Source organism: Brevibacterium sp. BDJS002, assembly GCF_028201555.1.
Lineage (GTDB): Bacteria > Actinomycetota > Actinomycetes > Actinomycetales > Brevibacteriaceae > Brevibacterium > Brevibacterium aurantiacum.
In genome coordinates, this window is the sequence record NZ_CP116392.1 from 3,675,987 (window position 1) to 3,702,912 (window position 26,926).

Annotated in this window: 18 protein-coding genes and 1 tRNA gene; 11 read left to right on the forward strand and 8 right to left on the reverse strand. The window is 64.1% G+C overall.

Going from position 1 to position 26,926, the window contains the following annotated elements; genetic code table 11:
- Positions 1–582: 582 nt before the first annotated feature.
- Together PGC08_RS17090 and PGC08_RS17095 are read left to right on the forward strand one after the other, a co-directional pair.
- The gene (locus PGC08_RS17090; protein ID WP_069600949.1) at positions 583–2,463 is read left to right on the forward strand and encodes an LCP family glycopolymer transferase; all 1,881 of its coding nucleotides are present in this window, start codon (positions 583–585) and stop codon (positions 2,461–2,463) included.
- Entirely contained in the window at positions 2,460–4,760 is a 2,301-nt protein-coding gene (locus tag PGC08_RS17095) for an FAD/NAD(P)-binding protein (RefSeq protein ID WP_271708966.1), read from the forward strand. The genes PGC08_RS17090 and PGC08_RS17095 overlap by 4 nt, the downstream gene beginning before the upstream one ends.
- Before the next feature lie 233 nt (positions 4,761–4,993).
- On the opposite strand, the gene PGC08_RS17100 is transcribed toward PGC08_RS17095, so the two are convergent.
- Positions 4,994–7,402, reverse strand: a complete 2,409-nt coding sequence (locus tag PGC08_RS17100) for a YhgE/Pip domain-containing protein (RefSeq protein ID WP_096167803.1) — start codon at positions 7,400–7,402, stop codon at positions 4,994–4,996.
- Positions 7,399–10,260, reverse strand: coding sequence for an MMPL family transporter (locus tag PGC08_RS17105; protein WP_009882567.1), 2,862 nt, complete (start codon positions 10,258–10,260; stop codon positions 7,399–7,401). Before PGC08_RS17105 ends, PGC08_RS17100 begins: the two co-directional genes overlap by 4 nt.
- Positions 10,261–10,465: 205 nt before the next feature.
- On the opposite strand from PGC08_RS17105, the gene PGC08_RS17110 reads away from it, so the two are divergent.
- Positions 10,466–11,113 (forward strand): TetR/AcrR family transcriptional regulator, encoded by a 648-nt coding sequence (locus PGC08_RS17110; protein WP_009882568.1) that lies wholly within the window; start codon positions 10,466–10,468, stop codon positions 11,111–11,113.
- 89 nt (positions 11,114–11,202) lie between these two features.
- The gene (locus PGC08_RS17115) at positions 11,203–12,225 is read left to right on the forward strand and encodes a hypothetical protein (RefSeq protein ID WP_096146279.1); all 1,023 of its coding nucleotides are present in this window, start codon (positions 11,203–11,205) and stop codon (positions 12,223–12,225) included.
- Positions 12,226–12,262: 37 nt separating this feature from the next.
- Here the strand turns inward: PGC08_RS17115 and PGC08_RS17120 are convergent, their stop codons facing one another.
- Together PGC08_RS17120 and PGC08_RS17125 are read right to left on the reverse strand one after the other, a co-directional pair.
- The gene (locus PGC08_RS17120; protein ID WP_271708967.1) at positions 12,263–13,417 is read right to left on the reverse strand and encodes a C45 family autoproteolytic acyltransferase/hydolase; all 1,155 of its coding nucleotides are present in this window, start codon (positions 13,415–13,417) and stop codon (positions 12,263–12,265) included.
- 34 nt (positions 13,418–13,451) lie between these two features.
- Positions 13,452–14,534, reverse strand: coding sequence for an MBL fold metallo-hydrolase (locus tag PGC08_RS17125; RefSeq protein ID WP_009882571.1), 1,083 nt, complete (start codon positions 14,532–14,534; stop codon positions 13,452–13,454).
- A gap of 368 nt (positions 14,535–14,902) precedes the next feature.
- Between PGC08_RS17125 and PGC08_RS17130 the strand changes: the two genes are divergently transcribed.
- Positions 14,903–16,312 carry an APC family permease gene (locus tag PGC08_RS17130; protein ID WP_069600954.1) on the forward strand — a complete coding sequence of 470 codons (1,410 nt, stop codon included), beginning with the start codon at positions 14,903–14,905 and terminating at the stop codon, positions 16,310–16,312.
- A 66-nt stretch (positions 16,313–16,378) separates the two neighbouring features.
- On the opposite strand, the gene PGC08_RS17135 is transcribed toward PGC08_RS17130, so the two are convergent.
- Together PGC08_RS17135 and PGC08_RS17140 are read right to left on the reverse strand one after the other, a co-directional pair.
- Positions 16,379–16,463, reverse strand: a tRNA-Ser gene (locus PGC08_RS17135).
- A 102-nt stretch (positions 16,464–16,565) separates the two neighbouring features.
- Positions 16,566–18,884, reverse strand: a complete 2,319-nt coding sequence (locus tag PGC08_RS17140; protein ID WP_271708968.1) for a maltokinase N-terminal cap-like domain-containing protein — start codon at positions 18,882–18,884, stop codon at positions 16,566–16,568.
- Positions 18,885–19,098: 214 nt separating this feature from the next.
- Between PGC08_RS17140 and ilvA the strand changes: the two genes are divergently transcribed.
- The 5 genes from ilvA (at position 19,099) to PGC08_RS17165 (ending at position 23,439) form a co-directional block, all read left to right on the forward strand.
- The gene (ilvA, locus tag PGC08_RS17145) at positions 19,099–20,385 is read left to right on the forward strand and encodes a threonine ammonia-lyase IlvA (protein ID WP_009882576.1); all 1,287 of its coding nucleotides are present in this window, start codon (positions 19,099–19,101) and stop codon (positions 20,383–20,385) included.
- A gap of 91 nt (positions 20,386–20,476) precedes the next feature.
- On the forward strand, positions 20,477–21,505 hold the full coding sequence (locus PGC08_RS17150) for an NAD(P)H-quinone oxidoreductase (RefSeq protein WP_096146276.1): 1,029 nt from the start codon (positions 20,477–20,479) through the stop codon (positions 21,503–21,505).
- A 61-nt stretch (positions 21,506–21,566) separates the two neighbouring features.
- Entirely contained in the window at positions 21,567–22,091 is a 525-nt protein-coding gene (locus PGC08_RS17155; RefSeq protein WP_096146275.1) for a proteasome activator, read from the forward strand.
- Entirely contained in the window at positions 22,088–22,606 is a 519-nt protein-coding gene (locus PGC08_RS17160) for a hypothetical protein (RefSeq protein WP_125188400.1), read from the forward strand. Before PGC08_RS17155 ends, PGC08_RS17160 begins: the two co-directional genes overlap by 4 nt.
- Complete coding sequence (locus tag PGC08_RS17165; RefSeq protein WP_241211301.1) at positions 22,603–23,439, forward strand: HAD family hydrolase; 837 nt, start codon at positions 22,603–22,605, stop codon at positions 23,437–23,439. The genes PGC08_RS17160 and PGC08_RS17165 overlap by 4 nt, the downstream gene beginning before the upstream one ends.
- Before the next feature lie 3 nt (positions 23,440–23,442).
- Here PGC08_RS17165 and PGC08_RS17170 read toward each other — a convergent pair whose 3' ends face one another.
- Both PGC08_RS17170 and serS read right to left on the reverse strand, forming a co-directional pair.
- Positions 23,443–24,291: an HAD family hydrolase gene (locus PGC08_RS17170; protein ID WP_271708969.1), complete on the reverse strand. Its 849-nt coding sequence runs from the start codon at positions 24,289–24,291 to the stop codon at positions 23,443–23,445.
- A gap of 28 nt (positions 24,292–24,319) precedes the next feature.
- Positions 24,320–25,600 carry a serine--tRNA ligase gene (gene serS, locus PGC08_RS17175; protein ID WP_114319384.1) on the reverse strand — a complete coding sequence of 427 codons (1,281 nt, stop codon included), beginning with the start codon at positions 25,598–25,600 and terminating at the stop codon, positions 24,320–24,322.
- 119 nt (positions 25,601–25,719) lie between these two features.
- Between serS and PGC08_RS17180 the strand changes: the two genes are divergently transcribed.
- Positions 25,720–26,835, forward strand: a complete 1,116-nt coding sequence (locus PGC08_RS17180; protein ID WP_226824200.1) for a diacylglycerol/lipid kinase family protein — start codon at positions 25,720–25,722, stop codon at positions 26,833–26,835.
- Positions 26,836–26,926 lie beyond the last annotated feature (91 nt).

Below are 26,926 nucleotides of genomic sequence, written 5' to 3' on the forward strand. Positions count from 1 at the left end.
GCCGAATAGAAGGGGATGGCGACCAGACTCCCATGCTCACGTACACGCGAATTCCAGCATTCATCAATGTACAAGCGTAAAATCGATCTGAAGTGCTCTGCGGTTTGCTCTCTGACGGGTTCGGGAACGATGCTACGGAGGTGCCCCCTGCGCTGACATCGTCCACGATGCGCGCCGATGGCCTGCATCGTGAGCAACGCATATAGCACGAGACGTAATTTATGAGGAGTTAAGAACTTGCCAGAGATTCCCCCTGACAAGCACGGGCCGAATGGGAACGACCCCAATTCACGCCCTGCTGGTCATCGGCTCCGCGCTTCTTCTCGTCCTCGATTCCGCGGTGATGCCACAGCCAGTGACGATGGATCCAATTCGCTCCGCCCGACATCGCAGCCACAGACGCCGTCACAGTCGCAGTCGCAGTCACGAGCTCAGTCACAGTCCGGCCGGAGGCCCGCACAGTCTCAGAACTCGTCCTCAGCACAGAAGTCCTCAGCACAGAACCAGTCGAACTCTCAGCAGAACCAGTCGAAGGCACCGACACCTCGCCCGGTAGCGCCACGGACCCGCCGCGAAGCACGGATGCTTCGCGCAGCAGGAGCCAGCGGCGCCTCAGCAGCAGGTGTGGCATCGGCCGCCCAAGCACACGATGACAAGGCCCGGGACCACAGCGCCTCCACAACGGAGCATTCCTCCGGCGCGCCAGCGACATTCGCTGCCGAGTCCAGCAGGCCCACCGGCGCACGGAACAACCGCCCCACCTCGGCGAGGGAATCAGCACATGATTTCGCCGACGAAGCGGAAGCACCTCAACGGCGCAGGGACCGCCGCGAGGCCGAGGCAGCGTCCGCGGACGAGGCTCCGCGCGCACGTCGCCACTCCTCACGAGTCGGGGAAGCCTTCCCCAGCCTTGTCGGCTGGACCTCGCTGAGCACGCTGCTCCCGGGCATCGGGCTGCTGCGCACACGTTTCCGTCCCCTGGGCTTCATCCTGCTCGGCGGATTCGTCCTCACCTTCCTCGTCGCTCTCGTCTACGTCCTCATCAAGGGACCGATCCGCGCGTTCGGCACCGTCGTCTCAAGTCCGACGATGTTGACCTTCCTCGCGATCGTCCTCGCCGTCATCGGCGTGATCTGGATCCTCGTGATCGTGATCTCCCACTTCGGGCTGCGCAAAGGGCACCGCTATACCTCGTGGCAGAACAAGTTGGCCGGCGTGCTCGTCGTCTCTCTGGCGCTCATCATCGGCATTCCCTTCGGCGTCGGCTCGGTCTATTCCCGGGTCCAGGGCGATACGGTCTCGAGCCTGTTCGGCGACAGCACAGGACATTCCAAGAGCGCCGAGGACCTCTGGGCCGACAAGCCCTACATCAACGTCTTCCTCATGGGCCGCGACAACGGCGATGACCGCGAGGGCACACGTCCCGACACCATGCTCGTCGCCTCCATCGACACGAAGACAGGCAACACCGCCCTGATCTCAGTGCCGCGTAACCTCGCGTTCCCGATCTTCCCCGAAGGCAGCGAACTGGAGAAGGCTTGGCCCGACGGCTTTCGGCCCACGGGCCAACCCTCGGTCGACCTCATCAACTCCGTCTGGCAGTGGGGCGAGGAGAACAAGGACAAGATCGGCGACACCCATGGCCTGGAGCCGGGTATGTTCACCACGATGCAGGCAGTCGAGGGTTCACTCGGCCTCAATCTCGATTACTGGGCTGCGGTCGACATGGCCGGGTTCGAAGACGTCGTCGACGCCATCGGCGGTGTGAAGATCGACGTCGAACGTCCCATCCCGATGGGCGGCGGCAAATCGATGTCTGGAGTCGCCAACGAGGTCTACGGCTGGGTCGACCCGGGCCCGCAGACACTCAAAGGCAAGGACGCACTCTGGTACGTCCGGTCGCGTGAAGGCAGCGACAACTACGACCGCATGTGCCGTCAGCAGCGCATGATCAAAACAACCCTCGACCAGATCGATCCGCGCGAACTCGCGACGGCGTATCCGAAGCTCGCGAACTCAGCGACTCAGAACATCGCCACCTCGATCCCGCAGAACGAGGTCCCGGCCTTCATCGAACTCGCTGTCGCCATGCAGAAGGGCGACGTGACAACGGTGCAGATCAACAACGACGTCACCCCGACCTACGACCCCGACTTCGACGTCCTCCACAAGTGGATCCTCGGCGAGGTCAAGGGCGCGTCCGATGGCGAAGAGACCGCGAAACCGACGAACAAGCCGACCACGGATGAGGAGAAGGACACCGCCGAGGAGGCACCTTCGGAGGAGTCTCCCTCGGAGGAGGCATCTGCCGAGGACCAGCCCGCCGAAGAAGAGGGCGGCGAGCCCACCGAGACCACGAAGCCCGGCGAGCCCAACGCCGAAGGCAAGTGCTACCCGAAGGGCTTCAAGCCCGGCGACGACTTCCCCGGCTATCCAGGCCCGGGAGCCGGAGATGAAGGGTGACGACTTCTTCACCATGGTCAGGAACCAGCAGCTCAGCTGAGACGAGCGCTTCGAGCGCCGAAAGCCTGGACTCGCAGGCCCACTCGGTCGCGATCATCGGCGCCGGACCGCGAGGACTCTCGGTCCTCGAGAGGCTCGTCGCCCTCGCCGCCGAACGGTTCTCGAGCGCCGACGGCGACGGTGCTGGTACTGGTGTGGGTGCTGACACCCCGCCCGCGATCGTCATTCACCTCATCGACCCCTACCCTCCGGGTGCGGGCATCGTCTGGCGCACGGATCAGCCCGAGACGCTGCTGATGAACACGACGATTGCCGAACAGACGATCTTCCCCGACTCCAGCTGCTCCTTCGTCTCCCCCGAAACTGCTGCGGACTCCGGCGCCGCGTCCGATCGCTTCGGCCCCGATATGGCGCAGTGGTATCGCGACATGGGTGGAACGGATCCCGTCGACGCGACGTTCCCCAGCCGGACTCTCTACGGCCGCTATCTACGTGATGCCTACGCTCGCATCCGCGACATGGCACCCGACTTCATCGAGATCGTCGAGCACCCCACGAAGGTCGAATCGGTCATCGATCTCCCGCCGGTCGAACCTTTCGGCCACACGTCCGCGGATCCCGAGACCGTGCCGCCGCAGCTGGTTCGCTGTGAGGATGGCACCGCCATCATCGCCTCCGCCGTCGTCCTCGCCGTCGGCCATATTCCCAGTGCGCAGACCGATGAGCGTGCCCGGCTCGCGGCCTTCGCGCAGCGCTCCGGCGGGCTCTACATCCCGCAGGGCCTGCCTGCCGAAGCTCCCGTCGCCGAGGTGGCCCCTGGCAACCGTGTCATCGTCCGTGGCATGGGCCTGAACTACTTCGATCTGCAGACCCTGTTCACGCACGAACGTGGCGGCCGATTCGACCCGGATCCCGACATCGCGGGCGAGCTCCGCTATGTGCGCAGCGGTGAGGAACCTCGTCTGCTGCTCGGCTCCCGTCGCGGCGTCCCCTACCGCAGCAAACCCATCTGCCAGGCCCACCCGCGCTCACCGTGGCCGCTGCGCTACTTCACGCGGGAGAACATCGCATTGCTGGCCGGTCTCGATGACCTCGACGGCGACCGCAAAGCCGGTGCGCGCTTCAACGACCAGCTGTGGCCGCTGATCCTCGCCGATCTCCGTCTCGCCTACTACAGCACCCTGTCCCGGATCCGTCCCGGAGCATTCGCCGGTGATCCCGGTCAGCTGCGTGAGGCCATCGCCGAGGCGGTGTCCCGACACCTGACCAGGCGCACCTGGCAGGAGACCCGCCCCGAGACGCGCGAGACCAGTGCTGGCAGCGGGGACTCCGCAGCCACGGGCGCGGCCGAGTCCCGAGAGCACGAAGGCGCCGAGGCTGCGCGGCAGGGTCGTGTCACCCGTGAGGCCTTCGCATGGTCGGAGATCGAGGAGAGCCTCGTCCCCGATCCGGCCCACCGCATGTCACTGCACGAGCTGCTCAATCCTCTCGAAGGTCGAGAGTTCGACAGTCGTGGCCCCCGGGAGACCAATTCTCTGCACGAGTGGATGCTCGACTTCCTCCGCAACGACCTTCATGATTCTCTGTCCGGGCCAGAGGGCAGCGCTGAGAAATCGCTGTTCACCGTGCTCTGGCAGTCTCGACTGCTGCTCAAAGAGCTCATCGTGGCCGGCCACATCGACCGAGTCAGCATCGACATGGAGATCTGCGGCTGGTTCGAAAGCTTCGTCTCCGGCATCTGCGACGGTCCTCCCCCGCAGCGCATCGCCGAGCTTCTCGCACTGGCCGAAGCCGGCCTCGTCGAGTTCATCGGCCCCGATATGCGCATCGAAGCGAGTCCCGAGGTCGCTGCACCTGCGGACGTGGGTGCAACACCTGCAAGCGGGTGGCCCGCGGCTCCAACCGGGGATCCTTTGCCGCAGATCTTCACCGTCACCTCGGCGCAGGTGGCAGGCGACATCACCGGCAGTGTGGTCATCGATGCGGCTTCACCGACGAACGCGGTGTCCAGGGCAGCCGATGTGCTGGTGCATGGGATGGTCGAACGCGGTCAGCTCACGCCTGCCCGCCTGACCTTGGATGATGGCCGCGAGAAGTTCCTCAACGGGCTCGCGCTCACCCCGCGGCCCTACCGCACGATCGACGTGGAGGGCGCTGTTCACCCCCGCCGTTTCGCGCTGTCCATTCAACTCTCCTCGGTCCAATGGGGGCTGGCGATCGCAGCGAACCCCAATACGAACGCCGCAACTCTCAACGACTCCCACGCCGCGGCAGCAGCGATCCTCGACCTCATCTGAAGGTGCAGCAGCGCGCGAGTTCCTGCTGGTGCTGCATCGAAGTTAAATAGCTCGCCTTTAAAGCAGAGCTATTCAACTTCGATGGAGCTGTTTCCCTGAACAGCCCCACGCAGGCGCCGCCCACGCGGGTCTCTCCCGCGCGGGACTCTCCCCCACGCGGCGGCGCCTACACGCAGGCGCCGCCCGCGCGGGACTCTCCCCACGCAGGCGGCACCCGCCAAGCGGGTCTCCCCTTAGGCGTCGGCCATTTCGAGGGCGGCTTCGGGCTTCGTGGTCCTGGCTCGCACGATCGCGAGGAGGGACATCACGACTCCGATGATCGCCCAGGCCAGCAGGCCGCCATAGGCAGCGGCCACGCCCGTGGTTCCGGCGGTGATCGCAGCGAAGCCGTTCATCGCCGGCGTCAGCGGCAGGATCGGGGCGAGGAAGTCGAAGAAGCCGGGCACCGCGCCGATCGTTCGGCCGGCTACAGCCAGGACCACGGCGATCACCGACAGGAACCTGCCCACGCCGCCGAACCACGCCACCAGTGCGAAGTTGAGCACCATGAACACCAGCGCGGAGACGAACGTCAACACCGCGATGTCGAAGCCTTGGACGGCGTCGATATCCAACACAGTCACCGCCAGGATCGACAGCACCAGGGCCTGCAGCAGTCCCACAATTACGCCAGGCACCAATCCGCGCAGCCAGACGGCCACCGAGGACTTCGTCGAGAGCAGAGTCGAGGCGGGGATCGGCTTGAGCACCGTGTAGGTGACGAGTCCGCCGACCCACAGGGCGAGCATGATGAGCAGCGCAAGAGTCGATCCCTGCAGCACATCGCCCGCGTCGGAGGAGTCCGGCGACTTGATGTTCTCCGAGGCGACTGTGGAGAGCTTGTCACGCTCCGGTGCCGAATAGGAGGGAACCTCGTCCGCGCCCTTCTTCACACCGTCGGCAAACTTGCCGACTCCTTGCGAATACTTGTCTGTGCCCTCGGACAGGGTGTCCAGTCCGGCCGCAAGGTCAGAGGTGCCGGTGGCAGCAGTGGAGACACCGGTCGTGTACTGGTCGAGTCCCGTGGAGAATTCGCCGAGTCCATCGGAGAGCTGTCCGGCACCGTCGTCGAGTTCGCTCGAACCATCGGCGACCTTGGCGATGCCGTCGCTGAGCTCCGGCATTCCGTCGGCAAGCTTCTGATTGCCTTCGGCGACACCGGAGGCACCATCGCGCAGGCCCTTCGAGGCCTCGAGCAGCTTCGGAGCATTCTTCGAGATGTCCTCCATGCCCTTGGTGAGTTCACCTAGGCCGTCTTCGAGTCCCTTGACGAACTTGCTCATGCCGTCGCTGAGTTCACCCGCACCGTCGGCGAGCTTGTCCGCTCCGCCGAGCAGCGACTCGCCGTCCTGCTTCTGCTCCAGACCGTCGACGGCGCTGTTCAGGCCACCCGAGGTGCCGTTGAGCAGCCCCTGAGCGTAGGCCTTCTCAATGCCGGCGCAGACCTCGTCCGGTGTGCCGGCAGGGCACATCTGAGCACGTGCCTGATCGGCCTCGTCCTGGGTCATCATGCCCGCCGACACCAGCGAATCGAGACCGGTCACGGTTCCGCTCTTGGCCAGCTGATCGGCCTGGTCGGCGCCTTCCTGGAGCCCGTCGCGGTACTGGCCGAGACCCGTTGACAGGCCTTCTGCACCCTCGGAGACTCCCTGGGCACCCTTGTCGAGGTCCTTGCCGCCCTTGAGGAGATCATCGAGACCGCCCTCGCCGGAGCCGGAGTCACCGGAACCGGCGAAGCCCTTGATGATCTGGTCGATGGACTTCGTGTACTCGTCGACTCCCCCGGAGAGCTCTCCGGCACCGTCAGCCAGCTTCTGCGTGCTGTCGGGCAGATCCGCCGTCGACTTCTTCATGTCCTGGAGACCGCCCGAAAGTTCAGAGGTGCCCTTCGACAGTTCACCAGCACCCTTGGACAGGTCTCCGGCGCCCTTGCTGAGTTCGGATCCAGAAGAGTCGAGCTTGTCCATACCGGCGGAGAGTTCACCGGCCCCGCTCGCGGATTTCTCCGTCCCCTTCGCCAGCTCTTCGCCACCCTCGTCGAGTTCACCGGCGGCGTCTCCGAGGTCCTTCATCTGATCACCCATGTCGTTGAAGCCGACATAGATGTTGTCGAGGTAGGTCTCGGTCATCTGCGTGTTGAAGGTTGTCCGTGCCACTCCGGCCACGGACTGCGCGATCTGGGTGTCGGCGGCCGGAGCGACTCCGGAGACGTCGACGTCGAGCTGCGTCTGAGTTGCCGACTTGGCATCGCTGACCGAGGTCACAGCCCGGGAGAAGCCCTCGGGGATCGTCAGAGTCGCTGCGTAGGTCCCATCGGACATGCCCTTCTCGGCATCGTCCTCATCGGTGATGACCCAATGGATGTTGTTGTCCTCTTCACCCACAAGCCCGCTGGTCAGCTGCCGGCCGATCGGCACGGTCTCACCATCCACCTCGGCGCCGTCGTCATTGTTGACGATCGCGGCCTCGATCGTATCGAGGCGATCGGTGCTGTTGTACGTGGCCAGAATGAATCCAGCGGCCACGATGATCGGGATGAGCACCAGACCGAAGAGGGACAGCCAGGTCACGGGCCGTTTCGAGTTCGCACGTTCGAGTCTCACGACTGCACGCCTTCCATTTCGCTGCGACCGGCCGCGTGAGCTTGCACGCCGCCGTTGTCATTGTCGGTTCCACGCTCAGCCTCCGGCTTGGCCTCATCGAGATCGAGGTGGAAGTAGTTCGTGTTCGGAGACAGGATCCCGGTGATGTCGCCGTCGGGCAGACCCAGCACGATTGCCGTGCCCTCGGCCTGCAGATCGAAGAGTAGATCGCGTACGTCCCGGCCGCTTTCTCCGGCCAGTGCACCTGCTTCGCTGATGATGAGCAGGTCCGGCGCCGAGGTGCGCAGCTGTGAGAGCTCGCGTGACCCTGGCATCGTCCCCGGCCCGTTCTTATCGAGGTCGAAGTACGGGACACGACGACGCACCCGTCCGGCATGTTCGGGCAGGACCATGTCTCCGATCTTCATCTCACCGGCGGTCAGTCCGACGCGACCGGAGAGAGCCAGCAGCAATGCCTTGCGTGCTTGGCCGCTGGCGACGAGGATCTGGCCCGGTGAGAGCGAGATGTCGACCTGGGCGAATCCGCGTCGACCCGAGCTGACGGCGATGCCGCGACCGTAGACCCGGTATTCGGAGTCCGGTTCCGGCCAATCTCGCAGAGCCACCTCGTGGGCCAGGCCCTCTCCTTCGACATCGAGGCGGGGCAGGATGCGGTCGAGCCACTTCGGCAGCCACCAGGCCTTGTCGCCGAGCATCTGCATGATTGCAGGCACCAAGGACATGCGCACCAGGAAGGCGTCGACGAAGATTCCCGAGGCCAGGGCAAGCGCGATGGACTTGATGATCGGCTCACCCGCGGGAACGAAGGCGGCGAAGACGGAGAACATGATGATCGCCGCGGCCGAGACCACTCGGGCCGACGAGGCGAAGCCGGCCTTGATCGCACCCCGGGCACTCGCACCGTGGACGTAGGCCTCGCGCATTCCGGAGACGAGGAACACCTCGTAGTCCATGGCCAACCCGAAGAGGATGCCCATGACGATGATCGGCAGGAAGCTGATCACCGGACCGGTCGAATCGATGCCCATCGCACCGGCGAAGAGTCCGTCGTGGAAGACGAGGACCACGGTGCCGAAGGAGGCGAAGACGGACAGGAGGAAACCGCCGGTGGCCTTGATCGGCACCCAGATCGAACGGAAGACCATCATGAGCAGGATGATCGAGAGGCCGACGACGAAGATGCCGAAGGGCACCAGCGCCTTGCCGAGCTGATCAGAGACATCGATCTGGATCGCCGTCGCACCGGTGACCGCGGTTTCGAAACCGTCCTCGTCCTCGATGTCGGCACTCAGATCACGGAGGCGGTCGACGGTGTCGAGAGTCGCCGGATCTTCGGAGCTCGTGGTCGGAATGATCTGGAACAGAGCTGTCGTCGCGTCCCGGTTCGGGGTGGCGAGGATGACCTGGTCGACGCCTTCGACGTCCTCGATCTCCTTCTCGATCTTCTCGACATCGCCGAGGGGGTCGTCGGAGGTCACGATCTCACTCGTCATGACCAGCGGTCCGTTGAAGCCGGGACCGAAGTGCTCGTCGATGAGGTCATAGCTCGTGCGGGCAGGCGTGCCCTCCTCCTGGCTGCCTGCAGTGGGCAGGGAGAGCTGGAGGTTGGAGGCGGGGATGGCGAACAATGCGAGTCCACCGACGATGATCACGACCGTCAGCAGCGGAATCTTCGTCACCACGTGCAGCCAACCGGCGAAGAACTTGTTCATGATCGTCTTCGGGTACGGTTCACCGGCCTCAGCCTCCGCCTCGGCGGCAATCTCAGACCGAGAGACGGAGTCGCCCGCCTTCTCCTGCGCGGTTGCGAACGCCCGACGGTAGCGCTTCGTCGGCTTGGGGGTGATCTTGTCCTTGACCAATCCCAGCAGCGCGGGAACCATCGTCAGGGAGATGAGCACGGCGACGACGACGGACCCGGAGGCGCCGATGCCCATGACGGTGAGGAACGGGATGCCGGCCAGGGACAGGCCGAGCAGCGCGATCATCACGGTCATGCCCGCGAAGACGACGGCCGATCCGGCGGTGGCGACGGCCCGTCCGGTGGCTTCGAGCGGGTCATGTCCCTCGGCCAGGAGTGCCCGGGCCCTGGAGACGATGAAGAGGGCATAGTCGATGCCGACCGCCAGGCCCAACATCAGCGCCAACATGATCGATGAAGAGTTGACTGCGCCGAAGGCCGTGGATCCCACGACCAGGAGAACGGAGATGCCGACGCCGATGAGTGCTGTGATCAGCGGCATGCCGGCAGCGCGGAAGGATCCGAGGGTGAGCAGCAGGACGATGAAGGCGATGACGACGCCGATGCCTTCGACCCAGGAGATCTCCACGCCGGTGATCTGGAAGAGCTGGCCTCCGCCTTCGACTTGGGAGCCCTCGGGCAGGGCGTCGCGGATCGGATCCAGTTCGTCGAGAAGCTGGTCGGGGGCCGCTTCGCCGACCTCCTGCTGGGTGCCGTCGTACTGGACGGAGATCATCGCAGCGGAGTCGTCCTCGCTGATCGCACCCTTGACCATCTTGTCGAACGGCGAGGTCACGGCGTCGACGTGAGGGAGGTCTTCGAGCCGATCGACTTCCTTCTCGATCTCATCCTTGTACGTGGAGTCATTGACCGAGTCGCCATCGGCGGCGACGACGATGACGGAGGCGCCCACACCTGAGGCTTCTGGGAAGGTCGTCTCCATCGAATCGAGTGCGACCTGAGCTTCGGACCCTGGGAGGGTGAAGTCGTTGTCGAAGTCCTTCGCGAAGGCCGCGACACCGGCGCCGACGAGCGCGAAGATCACAAACCACAGAGCGATGAATCGGATGGGAGCGCGGTAGGCACGACGACCCAGAGCGTACAGGAATGTTGACACGAAGACCTCGATACAAAAGTGTATTGGATACAGTATTGTATTGTTGTTGACTCAGTGCCCTCAGCGCAAATGCATCAGGAGTTTCGTGAAGATTCTCATCGGATGCCCAGGCCGACAGAGACCCGCACGGACCGACACAGCACAGCCTGTGCGACAGCACCACAGCCACACCAGCACCGCGACCACCCCGACGATGAAATGTTCGATGAATACAGACAATCTCAGCGCCCGCAGACGGCAGACCCGATCCACCTTGGTGGAGGCGGGCATGTCCGTCTTCGCCCACAAAGGCATCGATGGCGCCTCGATCGAGGAGATCTGCGAGGCCGCCGGGTTCACTCGCGGCGCGTTCTACTCGAACTTCTCCAGCCGCGACGATCTGGTTCTGGCCACGATCGAACAGCGCACCTCCCGCGACCTCGACATGCTCGACGCCGCCATCGAACGCTGGCGCGATCGCCTCAACTCCAGTCGACCCGAGAACATCGAAGGCTTCCTCACGGAGTTCATCGACGACACCTTCAGTCAGAAGAGGTCCACCGCCGCCGAGGTGATCGCTGAGCAGGAAATCCAGCTGTACTGTCTGCGCACACCTGAGCTCTACCCCAGGTACGCGGAACTGAGCTCGTTCCAGGTCCAGCGGATCCAATCGCTGATCGAGAACGCCATCGGCTTCGCGAAAGCCGCCTCGACAATTCCACTCAAGGACCTCATCGAGGCGCTCACCGCCATCCACACGCAGTCATCCCTGCGCGCGGCTGCGGGGAAGGATCTGCACGAGGTCGTCGAGATCGATTCCACGCAGATGGTGCGCATCCTCAACCGACTGCTCGACTTCTCGCAGAAGCCCTGAGCGTCCTGGCCTCCCGACAGCCCGGGCTCTCGGCCTACTGAACCTCTAGTCAGCCCCAGGACCGGCCGCTAGGCACTAAGGTGGTTGGCGTGAATGAACTACAGCGCGAATATTACGCCTTCATCAACAACATGGACGTCCGCCTCGGCGCGTTCGTCCTCGCCGACCTGCCCGAGACCTTCGACAAGGAAGACGGGGAGACGGTGAAGTTCCCCAAGGACTTCGGCCCCAAATCCCTGCCGATGCTCGAACTCTTCGTCCTCTCCCGCTTCCCCACTCCCGACGATGTGATCGACCCGGAGAACCGCCGATTCGTCGAAGGCCTCATCCGCTACCTCGGCGAGACCTATCTCCGTGCGATCGGCGGAGCCTGGGACCACGACGAAGAGACCGGAAACGGGATGCCGTTCATCCGTCCGGATACCGAGGAAGGGCCGCTGAAGGGTGAGCCCATCCCGATTCTGGCGATCATCCTCGCCGCGGTCGACGCCCGTACTGCCGAGGTCTTCACGGCAGTCCTGAGCAAGGCTCGCGAGAATCTCGGCGGTGACGGTGAGCCGAAGCGCAGCTGCACCGGTCTGGCGATGGGGATGCTCACGGCTGAGAACTCCAGCGAGGAAGAGGTCGAGTTCCTCACCCGCTTCATCGGCACCGTGGAACCGGGCATCGCCGCCTGGACCCAGGAACAGGCCGACCCGTCCTCGTGGGAGTTCGGGCGCGAGGCGCTGGTGCGCTTGGGCAAGCAGCTCAAGGCCCGCTACGACTCGCGTGACGAGATGATGACGGAAGAGGAGACCGAGTTCGTCGCCGGAGCGATGCGCTTCATCGGTGAGACGATTCGGCGCATCGGCTTCGGACAGTGGCGCTACGGTGCCGACCTCGAACCCGATGATCCCCGCAGCAGGCAGCCCTTTGTGCGTTTCCGCGTCGGCGACCAAAACCTCGACATGGTGCCCTGGCGCTTAGCCCAGACGGCGCTTGAGGATTCGAACTCGATCGCCTCGGGCCTCGACACCATCATCTCGATGCGCGAAGAGGAAGCCGCGAACGAAGCAGCCGCCGAGGGTGACGGCGCCAAGTCAGACGACGCTGAGCCAGACGGCACCAAGTAAGGCAGCGCCGAGACGGACAAGGCCTGAGGCTGACAGCTCAGAGCTGATAGCGACGGTTGCCCTGCATCCCGTCCGCCGGTGAACCCGGAGCCAGGTCTAACTGCTTGCGCTTCGGGTCGATCTGCACGGTGACCAGAGTCGCCGAGCGATCCCCATAGGCGGCACCTGGATCCGGAGTGCACGACACCGGCGCCTCGCCCGGACCGGTGGTCAGAAGGTCGGTGAGGTCGGCCGTCGACTCGGGGCCGCCGGATGTTCCCACTTGCTTGGCGTAGTCCTCGAGTCGCTGCTCGAGGTGAGCGTGACGGGCACGGGAGGTCGAGGTCGCATTGAGTTCGAGGCTGCCGGGGATGAGCTCGGGGTGCAGGAAGTGATTCGTGTGCAGCAGGAATCCCGCACCGGCTTCAGCACCCGGCTTCTCGCCCGGGATCGCGCTCGTGTCCCCGGCTCGACGCTCACGCTTCTCGGCGTTGGCGATCTCGACCTGGACCACCTCGTCGGCGGTGACCACCGTGATGATCGACGATGATGTGGTGGGAGCCGAGTGGATGATCTCGAGCGCCTCGTCAAGAGTCGTCGCCGTCGACAGAATCCGCTCGAGGATCATGTGGATGGGCACTCCCCCGGGACCGTCGCCCTCATGCTTGAGGATATTGAGCAGGACGCCGACGCCTGCCTCGTTGAGTCCGATCTTGCCCGGCATCCCGTATTCGGCGATGCCCACGTGGCGCAGCTGCCCGGGCACGGCACCCACATCGTTGATGTGCCACAGTGTCGAGAAGTCGGCGGCCCAATCCCAGTTCTGTGCGGCCAGCGAGCCTCCGGGGCGGGTGAAGCTCACGGTCGAGCACTCCGTCGCCGAGGCCGGCGCCAGAGTCATGATCTCTGTGCGGGCGATGACCTCCATGAGTTCCTCGACGGGGATCTCAGCACCCTGCGCCACGGCTGCCACCTCCTCGGCGGCCTCCGGGGACCAGGTTTGGAGACGCGCGAGACTCGACGCGGCCGCGGCACGGACATCATCCTCGGCGATGGACAGGAATTCGAAGTAGCGCCGGTAGCCGGCGATCGCGGACTCGATGCCCGTGCGCAGCTCACGCCCGCGCTGGGTGCCGCGCCGGAGGTGGTCGGAGGCTCGGACCATGAAGGTCTCGGGCCTGACCTCGGCTGCGGGAACGTATTCGGTGCTCATTGTCGATTCCTCTTCTCGCGCGGGCTCGTTCGTCTCACGACTGCGGGACGAGTGACCCCACTCCGACGTCGATGTCCAGGTAGTGCATGTGAGCGGCCGTTTCGGCCAGGGCGGCGAACAGGTTGAAGTTGTGCAGGGAGTCGAATCCGCGCGACCAGTGCAGGCCCTGGGCGATCGAGTAGACGCTGTGATCGTCGGTGGCGTCCATGCGTTCCGTGATCTCGTCCAGACGCTGCTGGTGATGCTCGACGAGTTCGCGTCGGCGATCGTGGAGACCCTGGAAGCGGAAGCCGTGTGCGGGCAGGACCGCCACCTCGGCGTCGAGCTTACCGATCTTGTCCAGGGAACCGAGATAGTCGCCGAGGCTGTGCGTGATCGCGCCGCTGTCGAGTCCGATGTTCGGGGTGATCGTCGGGAGCACATGGTCACCGGAGAACAGCAGCTGGTCCTCGTCGCGGACGAACACCGAATGCCCGTAGGTGTGGCCAGGGGTCCACAGCGCCCGCAGCGATCCGGACTCCAGCGGCAGTTCGGAGCCGTCCTCGAGGATGTTCACGGTGTCGGGCATATTGCTCATCAGCAGTGCGAAGTCATTCTTCGACCCGGCCTCGCCCTTGCCCTTCTTGCTGCCGACCTGGAGGCTTTCGACCTCGTCCCAGCGATCCTCGGGCACTCCGTAGGCGCGGGCGATGTTGATGCTCGGGTCGACTCCGGTGCCCAGGTCCACGCTCTTGGAGAAGAACTTCTTGATCGAGCGCAGGTCCTCGCCGTGCATGGCGACCCACATGTCGGGGTTCTTGTGCAGCAGTGCCGGAACCAGCCCGATGTGGTCGCGGTGGTAGTGGGTGATCGCGATCCCGTGGACGTTCGCGACAGTGAATCCCAGGGATCCCAGCGCCGAGGTGAGCGCCAGGTACTGGTCCTTGCCATCCCAACCGGGATCGATGAGGATCAGACCCGAACCGTCGGCGACGGCGTAGCAGTAGGTGTAGACGAGCGGGTTGTTCGGGATCGGGACGGGAATCGCCCAGACACCTTCGGCAACGTTCTCCACTTCGGGCAGGACTCTGTCCTTCCACGCCTTCGACTGTGCGGAGCTGAGTGATTCGATCGCCATTGTTCGACCTTGCCTTCTCTTCGTCGAGCATCATTGCCAATGCTGATCAACCTACTCTCTTTCCACAGTCACTGAAAAGTCGTTCGATAGGCGGGACAGGGAGGAGCGGTGGGGCAGCACCACCTCGGCGTCGGGATGGGCTTGAGGCCCTGTGTGAAGGGTCGCCCGGAAATCAGCAACCTGGGCTACTGGATTCGTTGCGAATGGCGCGATACAGGTGAAGTTATCGTTTCGTTTCGTGAGAATGATTGCGTTTTCGGTTGCACACGGGATAGCATCTATGGCGCAGATCACTTCCATTCCTGTGCTCACACGGGTCCGGATCCGATCGCTGCACCATCTAGCAAGACTCATTGTGGAGGATTGATATGGCCGCGTCAGGCTCACTGAAACGCAACCTCGGGCTGTGGTCCATCGTCGGGCTCGGCCTTGGATATATGACGCCGACGGTGGTCTTCGACACGTTCGGAATCGTGTCGGATGAAACCAACGGGGCGGTACCGTCGGCCTATCTCATCGCACTCATCGTCATGGTGTTCACTGCATTCAGCTACGGCAAGATGGTCAAGGTCTTCCCCACAGCGGGTTCGGCCTATACGTACACGCGAGAGACCATGAGTCCCGGCCTCGGCTTCCTGGTCGGCTGGACCTCACTCATGGACTACCTGCTGCTGCCGATGGTCAACTGCCTCATCGCTCGGCTGTATATGGAGTCCCTGGTCCCCGACGCTCCGCCGTGGGTGTGGGTGGTCCTCTACACCGTGATCATGACCGCCATTGTTGCTGTCTCCATGCGCGGAACAGCCAACCTCAACGGTGTTCTCCTGGTCTTCGCCGTCACAATGGTGACGCTCTTCTGCATTGTCGCCGTCGTCAACCTGACCAACGGCGATGGATCCGGAATCGTCTTCAGCGCCGAACCCTTCATGCACGAGGGCGTGCACATGTCCGCGCTGCTGACCGGCGCCACCGTCGTCTGCTTCTCCTTCATCGGCTTCGACGCCGTGACGATGTACACCAACGAAGCCAAGCATGTGAACCTCATGCCCAAGGCGATTCTGCTGACAGTCCTCGCAGGCGGCGCCATCTTCCTCGTCGCCAGCTACTTCGCCCAGCAGCTCTTCCCCGACAATTCGCAGTTCAATGTCGTCGACGATCCGCTGCCGGAGATCGGACTCCTCACCGGCGGCCCTGTCTTCATGGGCTTCTTCCTCGCCGCTGCCTTTGCTGCCACGGTCGCCTCTGGCCTGGCCTCCCATGCCTCGGTCTCCCGCATGCTGCTGGTGATGGGACGCAACGGGGTGCTCCCGCGCAAGGCCTTCGGCTACATCCACCCGAAGACGCACACCCCGATGTTCAACATCATCCTCGTCGGCGCGGTCTGCCTGCTGGCGATGTCGTTCAGCCTCGAGTTCATCTCCGCGCTGATCAACTTCGGGGCGCTTATCGCCTTCACCTTCGTCAACCTCACGGTCATCGCGCACTTCGCGTTCCGCACCAGGCAGGTCGTCGACGTCAAGTCAGCATTCAACTATGTGGTGCTGCCGGCCATCGGTGCGATTCTCACCGGCATTCTGTGGGTGAGCCTGCACGAGACCGCTCTCATCGGCGGAGTGGTGTGGCTGGCCATCGGCGTCATCTACCTGGCGGTGCTGACCCGCGGCTTCAAACGGACAGTCCGCAGCTTCGACGATCCTGAGGCCGATGCCGAGATGTCCGAGCCGGAGGCCAAACCAGAGGCCGAACCAGAGCCAGAGGCCAAACCAGAGTCTGTTTGAGGGTAGGGATGCGAAAAGCCCCCGCTCGCTATCGTTTTCACGATGCGAACGGGGGCCTTCACTTTGCGGAAGCGGTGGGATTCGAACCCACGGTACGTTGCCGCACAATGGTTTTCAAGACCATCTCCTTCGGCCGCTCGGACACGCTTCCAATGGTTCGCAATGAACCACGGCCTGCTCAGCGCGAGGCTGAGCCACAACAGTTTCTCATAAACCGATTGTCTTCTGCTAATCGATTCCCGCAGGACTGGAGTCAGTGCTTCCCAATGCTGGTGTCCTGATCAGAAACTTCGGTGGGCAACTGCTCAGAATCATCGGTCGCCGACTTGTCGGAACCTTCAGGCTGTGGCTTCTCGTGCTTTCCCTCCTGCACGATGTGACGACCTGTCGAATCCGAATCTTCCGCGGCGGCACCGCGGGCAGCGAAGGTCGCGGGCACGGGTGAGACGACGAATTCGTCTTCTTCGTCCTCGAACTCCTCTTCGGCCGAGTCAGCCAGTTCAGCGGGGCTCTGACGGCGAATCTTGCTCTGCCTGGAAGCACCGACCGACGGTGCTGCCGGCTCCTGCTCGATGGTAGGGCGCGACTGAGGCTCGGCGGGCTCTGCGTCGTCCGAGGTTTCCGGCTCTACCACGTTGTCCACCACCGAGGTGGTGTCGGCATCCGAGGTGGTGTCGGCGTCGGTCAGAGCGTCGTCGGCTTCGACCACTACAGCAGGCTTCTCTGCTTCCTTCTTGTCAGAATCCACAGCCTCAACCTCGGATGAAGAGTCGGAGTCGGGCTCAGCCGAATCATCGGCCTCAGCCGAGACGTCGGAAGCGACGTCGGCGGCAGCCGCAGGGGCCTGCGCAGGGACAGCTGGCGAAACAGGCTCGGATGGCGAATCAGCCTCGGCCGATTCGTTCACCTTGCCTGAAGCAGCTGCGGCGGTCGCGGGGACATTGGCCTCAGCCTCGGCGGGGGCATCACCGGAACGAGCCGGTTTGCCTTTGAGGACGAGACTTAGGGTCGACAGCGGAACCGAGAGCCAGTTGGGCCGGTTGCGCAGCTCGGTGACGACCTCCACAAGGAGCCTGTCGATGAGGGCCGCGCGCAGCACGGGATCGCCGAGGCCCAGGCTCTCGCCCCGGGCACGGGAGTATCCGCTCAGCAGCGAGTTCTGCACCTGCGATGCCCACAGGAACTCCGGAGAGTCGTAGATGGTCCGCAGCGCGGAGGCGTCATTGCCGAAGCCGTTGACGACGAGCCCGCCGTCTTCGGATTCGAGCTCGCCGGTCCGCTGCAGGCGAGCGAAACCAGCGGCATAGTCAATACTGCGCAGCAGGGCTACGAGGTCCAGTGCCACCGGCTTGGGATCCGAGTTCGTCGAGTCCGTGAACTTCACGACCGAATAGCCGTCGGTGCCGGAACTCACCACGTGATCGAGCGTCAGCTCACCGTGGATCTTCTGCAGCACACCGATCGTCTCGAGTGACTGCAGCTTCGCGCGGTGGGCACGCAGCTCGGGCACCAGAGAGTCCAGGGCCAGCGGGGCACGGCCCAACGCCCAGTCGATGCGTTCGATCCACTTCTTGGCCAGCTGCTTCGTCGGTTCTCCACGGCCTTCGACGATGCCGAATTCGGCAGCCATGTCCGAGTGGAGTTCGCCGATGCGGCGACCCATCTCCGCGGCCTGAGCGTTGTAGGCACCGATCGAACCGGAGTCAACGGCGCACACGATGTCGACAGCCTCGCGCCAAGCGGGTTCGGCGTCGACGTCGACATGGGACAGCAGCGCCATCGGAGCTTCCATCTCGGTGACTTCGAACATGTCGTACCACCGGCCCGAGCCCCAGCCGATGACCTCGGGAACGCTGCGGGAGCCAGCCTCGGTGAGCAGGACTGGAATCGTCAGCGATGACGGCATCCCGTTCTCCAGCACACGGAAGAAGCTGAGCTCCATCGGCTCGTACTCGTCGTGGATGATGACCGTTGACTTGGAGGCACCGGCGTCGGCGACCTCGATGGGTCGGATGTCGACGGGCAGCTCTTCACGGGTATCGGCGACCAGGGCAGCCTTCGATGGCTTCGGTGGAACCACCTCGGCGGGGGAACCGCTATGGGCAGTCGATGGCGACTGGGAGGGCAGGGTGTCCCGTGTCTCTGCCTTCTCCTGGCTGTGCCGCAGGGATTCGGTGCTCAGCTGGCCGCCGTCGAAGACCTTGCGCTTGGTGATCGCGTCGGCCATGAGGTTGACGAAGACGGGGTCTGCCGCGCCGTCGTAGACGTAGACGTGGCCCAGGGCCAGGTCGTCGATCTGACCGATCAGCGACTTGCGCAGGTGCATGTCTTCGACTCCGCGCAGTGAGAGCGGAATGTTGAGCCGGCGCAGGGTCGGTCCGTCACCGACAGAGATCACGGTCACGAGGCCGGCGAAACCGCCGAGCTCCTCGGCCTTGTATACGAAGGCGCGAGCCACCGACATCGGGGTTATATCGGGGTCGGTTCCGAAGTCTGCGGCGAGCTTGGGAAACCACGACTGCCGAGGTATCCAGCCGGCTAACAGTTGCTCCAGCTCACTGCTGATGGCCATGTCGCCTCCTTGAAGGAATTACGGGCATCTCCATCCAATCATGTTACGACCTTCGCGCTGTTCAGGGCGCACCAGAAATCATCAACTCAGCGCCACTTTCCTTCCCTTCAGCGCACCAGCAGTGCACTGTCCCCGTACCGGTCAGCGTCCTGCCAAGTGTCCTTATCTCGGAACGACTTGCACAAGCGCAAGACAGAAGGAGCACAATGGAGTCGTGTTGAAAACAGACGAATCACCCCAGCAGCAAACACTCGCGAACGAGGTCGAAGCGGCCGCGACGCGAATTGCCGACTCCGTGATTAAGTCTCCCCTGCAGATTTCGGAGCGGCTCTCCGCCGCCACCGGTTCCACCGTCTACCTCAAGCGCGAGGATCTGCAGATGGTGCGCTCCTACAAGATCCGGGGCGCCTTCAACTTCATGCTCCAGCTTGATGAGACCGAGCGCGCCCGCGGCGTCGTGTGCGCCTCGGCGGGCAACCACGCCCAGGGCTTCGCCCGCGCGTGCAAGGAACTGGGCATCCAGGGCACCATCTTCGTTCCCAAGACCACGCCGAGGCAGAAGATCGAACGCGTACGCCACTTCGGCGGCGACCGGGTGACCATCGAAATCTCCGGCTCCACCTATGACGATGCATCGGCACTGGCCCACCGGTACGCCGAACGCAATGACGCCCTCCTCGTCTCCGCCTTCGATGACTTGCGCACCATCGCCGGCCAGGGAACAGTGGCTGTGGAGATCGCCGACCAGCTCCAAGCCGCCCCCGATTACATCATCGTGCCCGTCGGCGGCGGCGGAGTGATCTCCGGCATCGCCGCCTACGCGGCCGAGCACCTTCCCGACACCACCGTCATCGGCGCCGAACCCGCAGGTGCTGCCTCGATGATCGCGGCCCTCAAGGCCGGACGACCGGTGACCCTGGAGAACATCGACCCCTTCGCCGACGGCACCGCGGTCAAACGCGCAGGCGCCCTGACCTACGACATCGTCTCCGAACTCAACGTCGATGTCCGCCCCGTGCCTGAGGGCTCCGTCGCCACGGAGATGCTCGACATGTACCAGGTCGACGGCATCATCGCCGAGCCTTCCGGTGCCATCGCCTCGGCGGCCATCGGGGCACCCGGGACTGCCAAGCCGATCACCATCGAACCGGGATCGACTGTCGTGTGTCTGGTCTCCGGCGGCAACAACGACATCTCCCGCTACCCCGAGATCCTCGAACGCTCACTTGTCCACGAGGGCCTCAAGCACTACTTCATCGTCGACTTCCCACAGGAGCCCGGCGCTCTGCGGCGCTTCCTCAACGAGATCCTCGGCCCCGAGGACGACATCGCGATGTTCGAGTACGTCAAACGCTCCGACCGCGAGACCGGCCCTGCTTTCGTCGGCATCGAACTCGGCAATGCCGAGGACCTGCCGAACCTACTCGAACGCATGGACGCCTCACAGATCGAGATCGAACGCGTGCACCAGAACTCGCCGATGTTCCGTCTCTTCGCCTGAGGCGCTTCGGCTAGGAGCCTCGAGACTCAGCGCTGTCTCGCGGCTCAAAGCGGCCCCGGCCGATCGTCGGGCAAACCACTAGAGTGGAATCATGCGAGCAATCACGATTTCTGAACCAGGCGGCCCCGACGTTCTCCAGATCACCGAGGAGCCGACGCCGGACATCGCAGCCGACGAAGTCCTCGTCACCGTCCACGCCGCCGGCGTCAACCGCGCCGATCTGCTGCAGCGTCAGGGATTCTACGATCCACCGGCCGGTGCCACTCTGATCCCGGGCCTCGAGGTCTCCGGAACGATCGCTGAGCTCGGTTCCGAGGTCACCGGTTGGAAGGTCGGCGACCGTGTCGCGGCACTGCTCTCCGGCGGAGGCTACGCCGAGTCGGTTCCCGTCCCCGCAGGTCAGCTCCTTCCCGTTCCGGACAGCCTCGACCTCACCGAGGCCGCAGGCCTGCCCGAGGTTCTGTCGACCGTGCATTCCAACATCGTCGGCAACGCGAACATCCAGGCCGGGGAATGGCTGCTCGTCCACGGCGGCGGATCGGGAATCGGCACGGCCGCGATCCAGATCGCCAAGCACCTCGGCGTGAAGATCGTCGTCACCGTCGGATCCGAGCGCAAAGCCGAATTCTGCCGCAACCTCGGTGCCGATGCCGTCATCAACTACCGCGAAGAGGACTTCGTCGAACGCGTCCACGAGATCTGCGTGCGCCCCGACGGCTCCACCGGCGCCGACGTCATCCTCGACATCATCGGTGCGAAGTACCTGAAGTCCAACGTCAAGGCCCTGGGCACCGACGGACGCCTCGTCATCATCGGCATGCAGGGCGGGGCGAAGGCCGAGCTGAGCATCGCCTCCCTCATGCAGCCGCGCAAATCGGTGGCGGGAACGACGCTGCGAGCACGTCCCAAGGAACAGAAGATCGAGATCGTCGCCGAGGTGGCCGCACAGTTGTGGCCGGCTGTGATCTCCGGTGACATCCGCCCGATCATCCATGAGACGATGCCGTTGTCTGAGGCTCGCAAGGCCCACACCGCGCTGGAAGAGGGCACGAGCATCGGGAAGGTGCTGCTCATCGCCGACGAGTCAGCACAGAACGCGAAGTCGGCACAGAGCGTCTGAGGTTCGTTGAGGCTGGGGCCCAGTTCGCCTGAGCCCCAGCGCAGGAAGAAGGTATCCGATCATGATCAGCAGTCCTGATCAGTCCGAGAGTGCATCCGAGCAGCAAGGCGACTCCGTGGCACAGTCTTCGTCCCAGGCCGATGTGTCCTCCCCTGCGAAGGTGATGCGGATCGGGACTATGGTCAAGCAGCTCCTCGAAGAGGTCCGCAGCACCGATCTGGATGAGAAGGGCCGCGAACGCCTGGCCAAGATCCACCGCCGGTCGATCGACGAACTCGAAGATGGACTCTCCAAGGACCTCATCGACGAACTCGAACGCCTCGACCTGCCCTTCGACACGAGTGACGGACCTCCGACGAACTCCGAACTGCGCATCGCTCAGGCCCAGCTCGTCGGCTGGCTGGAGGGACTCTTCCACGGCATCCAGACTGCGATCATGGCGCAGCAGGCGATGGCACAGCAGGGCATCGCGGGACACGGCCAGCTGCCACCGGGAATGGTCTCACCTGGCACTGCTCCCGGCGCAGCCGAGAACGATCAGAAGCGCGATGATTCCGATGATCCTCGCCCAGGCAACTACCTGTGAAGAACATCTTCTCCAGGCGGGACAAGTCGGCCGGCTTCTCATCGCGCAAGGGTCCTGACCAGCAGTTCGGCACCGGACTCTGGCGGCACAACCGCGACAGGTTCATCCGCGCCGTCGACCGCTACTACACCACCTCGGTGGCCATCCATAAACTGCCCAGCGACGGGCAGAGTGCCTCCGCCGACGTCAACACGGTCATCGATGGGACGCAGCGCCTCAACGATCTGGTGCCCGTCGTCGACGAGGTCACCGCGTTGCTGCACACCCACCATCCGGTCACCGGGCAGGTCGTTCCCGGCCACACCCGCAATGCTGTCGGTGACACCCCCGAGCTGCTGACCAAGGCCTCATCGAAGGTCGCCGAGGCGGTCCTGGCAGCCTCGATGGCCCGCACCGAGATCATCGCCGGCAGACCAATCGAACCGAGTGCCAAGGCGACCGAACGTTTCATCTCCGATGCCGCACAGCTGCTCGAACGTGCCCAGGCCGCCATCGACGAAGGCCACGAAGCATGACGAAGGCAACGATGACACCGCCGGAGGGCTTCGACGTGGGCCTCGTGGCCAGCGATATCGACGGCACGCTCCTGCTCGATTGGAAACCCATCTCCAACGCGACGATCGATGCGATCCATCGTTGCCAGGACATGGGCATCCCCTTCGTCCTCGTCACCGGCCGGCCGATCAGATGGCTGGAAGCGATCGCGGAACAGATCCCCGACCTCGGCCGCGTCATCTGCCTCAATGGGGCAGTTGTCTATGACATCGCCTCGGCGAGTGTGGTCTCGGCTCACACCATCGAGTTCACCGAGGTGGAGAAGATCATCGCCGCGATCACAGCCTCCCACCCGGAGGCGCACTTCGCGTTCGAAACACTGACCGGCGGCCTCGTCGACAAGAACTTCATCTCACGCAATCCGCGCCAGGCCCATGTCATGGAGGACCTGTCGGAGCTGGCCACACGGGACGTCGTGAAGATCCTCGTCAGCATCGGCTCCGACGATTCGCAAGCCCTCCACGATCTGCTCGACCCACTTGTCGCCGCCAACTGCCATGCCTCGTTCTCCGACCCGGTCAACGGACTCGTCGAACTCGCGCCGGCTGGGGTGACGAAGGCCAAGACGCTCGAAGAACTGTGCAAGCACCTCGGCGTGGCACGCGAGCAGGTGATGTCGTTCGGGGACATGCCCAACGACATCGAGATGCTGACCTGGGCCGGCCACGGTGTGGCCATGGGCAATGCACTGCAGTCGGTCAAGGACTGCGCGGCCACCGTCACCGACTCAGTCGATGAGGACGGCGTCGCCCGCTACCTGAACGCAGTGCTCGACGCCCGCACCTCGCGCTGAGCGTCAGCCGTGGGTGGCGCGGGAACCGGTCAGTGAGAGCACCTTGGCGTCGAGGTCGAAGTAGTCAACGAGGGCAACGGCCAGGCCGTCGTCGTCGACAGACTTCGTCACGACTGAGGCATGTTGCTTGAGCACGTCCTTCGACTGGCCCATGACGATCCCGTGGTGGACCCATTCGATCATTTCGATGTCATTGAGTCCGTCACCGGCGCCGATGGTCAGCTCATGGTCGATTCCAAGTTCAGATTCGACGAGTTCGAGGCCGCTGGCCTTCGAGACACCGTCGGGGGCGATGTCGAGCCAGTTGCTCCAGCCCACCGAATAGCTGACTTCGTGGAGTCCGAGACGGTCAACCGCCTCGGCGAACTCCTCCGCAGTGCCGTTCACCTCGCGCATCACGATGCGGGTGGCCCGCTTCTCCAGGAGCTGGTCGAAGTCGACGATGTCGAGCGTGTCCGATTCCGCGAGCTCACCCATGGGGAACGGTCCCGAGGCCCAACGGTGCAGGTCCGGGTCCTCGACGAGGAACAGTGCGCTGGGCAGTGCCTCGTGCATCTTCTCCAGTGCGTCCCTGGGATCGAAGGAGACCACGTGGTGCATCTCCCACCCCAGCGGAGAGGCCGGGTCGAGTTTGACGACGACGGAGCCGTTCGAGCAGACGACGAATCCTTCCTTGAGGCCGAGTGCGTGCACGACCTCAAGTGCTCCGGGCAGCGCCCGTCCGGTGGAGATGACGAGGTGGTGACCGTCGTCGGCAAGCTGGGTCAGCACCTGGCGGACGGGTTCGGACAGTGAGCCGTCGTAGTTGACGATGGTGCCGTCGATGTCGAGCGCGATGAGGTGTTCGGGCAATTTCTCTCCAAGCGTGAGGATCGTGGCTTCAGTAACGCGGGCCCTCTGGTCCCTGTGCGGTCATGCCGCCGAGGTAGGGGCGCAGTGCCGCGGGAACCGTGACCGAGCCGTCGGCCTGCTGGTGGTTTTCCAGGATCGGGACGAGCCAGCGGGTGTTGGCCATGGTTCCGTTGAGTGTGGCGACGGGGCGGGTGGCTCCGTCATAGCGTTCACGTACCTGCAGGCGGCGTGCCTGGAAGGTCGTGCAGTTCGAGGTCGAGGTCAGTTCCCTGTAGGTGCCCTGAGTCGGTACCCAGGCTTCGCAGTCGAACTTGCGTGCTGCGGAGTCGCCGAGGTCACCGGCTGCCGTGTCGATGACGCGGTAGGGCAGTTCGCACAGGCCCAGCATCTTCTCCTGCAGGGACAGCATGCGCTCGTGCTCGGCTTCGGCGTCTTCGACCTCGACGTAGGCGAACATCTCCACCTTCTGGAACTGGTGGACGCGGATGATTCCGCGGGTGTCCTTGCCGTAGGAACCGGCCTCGCGGCGGTAGCACGAGGAGATTCCGGCGTAGCGCAGCGGACCGTCGCTCAGATCGACGATCTCGTCCATGTGGAGTCCGGCCAACGGCACCTCGGAGGTGCCGACAAGGAACAGGTCATCGGCTTCGAGACGGTAGACCTCGTCGGCGTGCTCGCCGAGGAAGCCGGTGCCGCGCATGACCTCGGGCTTGACCAGAGTGGGCGTGATGGTCGGGATGAACCCTGCTTCTTCGGCCACATCGCGGGCCAGGTTGAGCAGTGCCATCTCCAGCTTGGCACCGAATCCGGTGAGGTAGTGGAAGCGCGAACCTGCGACCTTGGTGCCTCGGGCTGTGTCGATGGCTTTGAGCGTCTCACCGATCTCCAGGTGGTCGGCAGGCTCGAACCCGTCGGTGCTGAAGTCCCGGGGCTCGCCCACGGTCTTCAGTGTCACGAAGTTCTCCTCGCCGCCGGAGGGGATTCCCTCGACGATGAGGTTCGGGAGTTTGGCCGCGAGCTTGTCGAACGCGAAGCTGGCTTCCTCGGACTCGGCCTGCAGCGCCTTGACCTTAGCCGACTTCTCTTTGCCTGCGGCGATAAGAGCAGGCTTCTCGTCCTTGGGCGCCTTCGCGATCTGAGAGGAGAAAGACTTCTGATCTGCGCGTGCGTCCTCGAACGCGGTGATGGCAGAACGGCGTGCGGAATCCGCAGCCAGGACTTCGTCGACGAGGTCTACGGACGAGCCGCGGGCCTCCTGCGATGCCTTGAACAGGTCCGGGTTTTCTCTGAGGAGCGCTAGATCGATCACCCTCTCAGCTTAACGGCATGGGAGTCTTTTCGACATTCGGCGGGCTCGTGGGAGGGCCAGCGGCGCGCCAGAGCTGGGCGACCAGCTCGTACTCAAGTTGGGCGCTGTAAATTTGGAGCATGACCATTGCTTTGGACCCCATGATGACGTGGTTCGTCGTCGCCGGCGTCGTCGTTGTGCTGCTCGTCGCGTTCTTCATCGGCCATCGCCTCGGGACGCGTCGTGCTCTGAGTCGAGTTCGCCAGTATGCCCGAGGCGCTGACTCTGATGCGCCCGAGAGCGAGCTCTCTACCCGCTACCGGGCCGCTCTCGTCGTCAACCCGACAAAGGCCGATGTCAGCAGACTGTCATCGACCGCCGAGGCGATCTGCCGTTTCGAAGGTTGGAACCCACCGCTGGTCATCGAGACCACACCCGAGGATTCCGGTGAGGGAGCCGCTTCCCGCGCGCTCGACGAGGGGGTAGACGTCGTCATCGCAGCCGGCGGTGACGGTACGGTCCGCGCCGTCGCCTCGGCGCTGGCCGGGTCAGAGACACCGATGGGGATCGTTCCGCTGGGAACGGGGAATCTGCTGTCACGAAATCTCGACATCGTCCTCGACAAGACCGAGTGGGCGCTGCGCATCGCCCTGTGGGGCCGCAACCGGAAGATCGACGTCGGAACCGCGAAGACCGCCGAGGAGGGGGACACTCACGTGTTCACCGTGATGACGGGACTCGGGTTCGATGCGGCAGTCATGGCCGATACCAATTCCGACCTCAAGTCCCGCTTGGGCTGGTTGGCCTATGTCGAGGCCGGGTCTCGGAAGCTCGTCGGTCGCCCCAGCCATGTGAAGGTGACCTTCGACGACGACTATCGGGTCTCGGCACGCGTGCGTTCGGTTCTCGGCGGCAACTGCGGGAAGCTGCAGGGTGGCATTCAGCTGCTGCCACAGGCCGTCATCGATGACGGGATGCTCGACGTCCTCATCGTCAGCCCGAAGAACCTGGGCCAGTGGGTAGGAGTTCTTGCCTCCGTGCTGGGACGGAAGACATCCAAGGGCCTGCACACGGACATTCGCAAGTGCCAGAAGGTCGTCATCGAATCCGGTGAGGAACTCGACGTGCAGCTCGACGGGGATCCGATCGGCCAATCGGGGTATCTGGCAATGGAGGTCATGCCCGCGGCGCTGACCGTTCGTGTGCCGACGGTCGAGCAGCGCAAGCAGATCCGAGCCGAGGCCTGGCCAGTCTGAGGGCGGGCCCGGCTGGCCTGAGGGCGGGGCCCAGTGCCGGCACCGGTGGTTACCCAATAGTTACATCACGGGAGTGTTTCACTGCGCACTC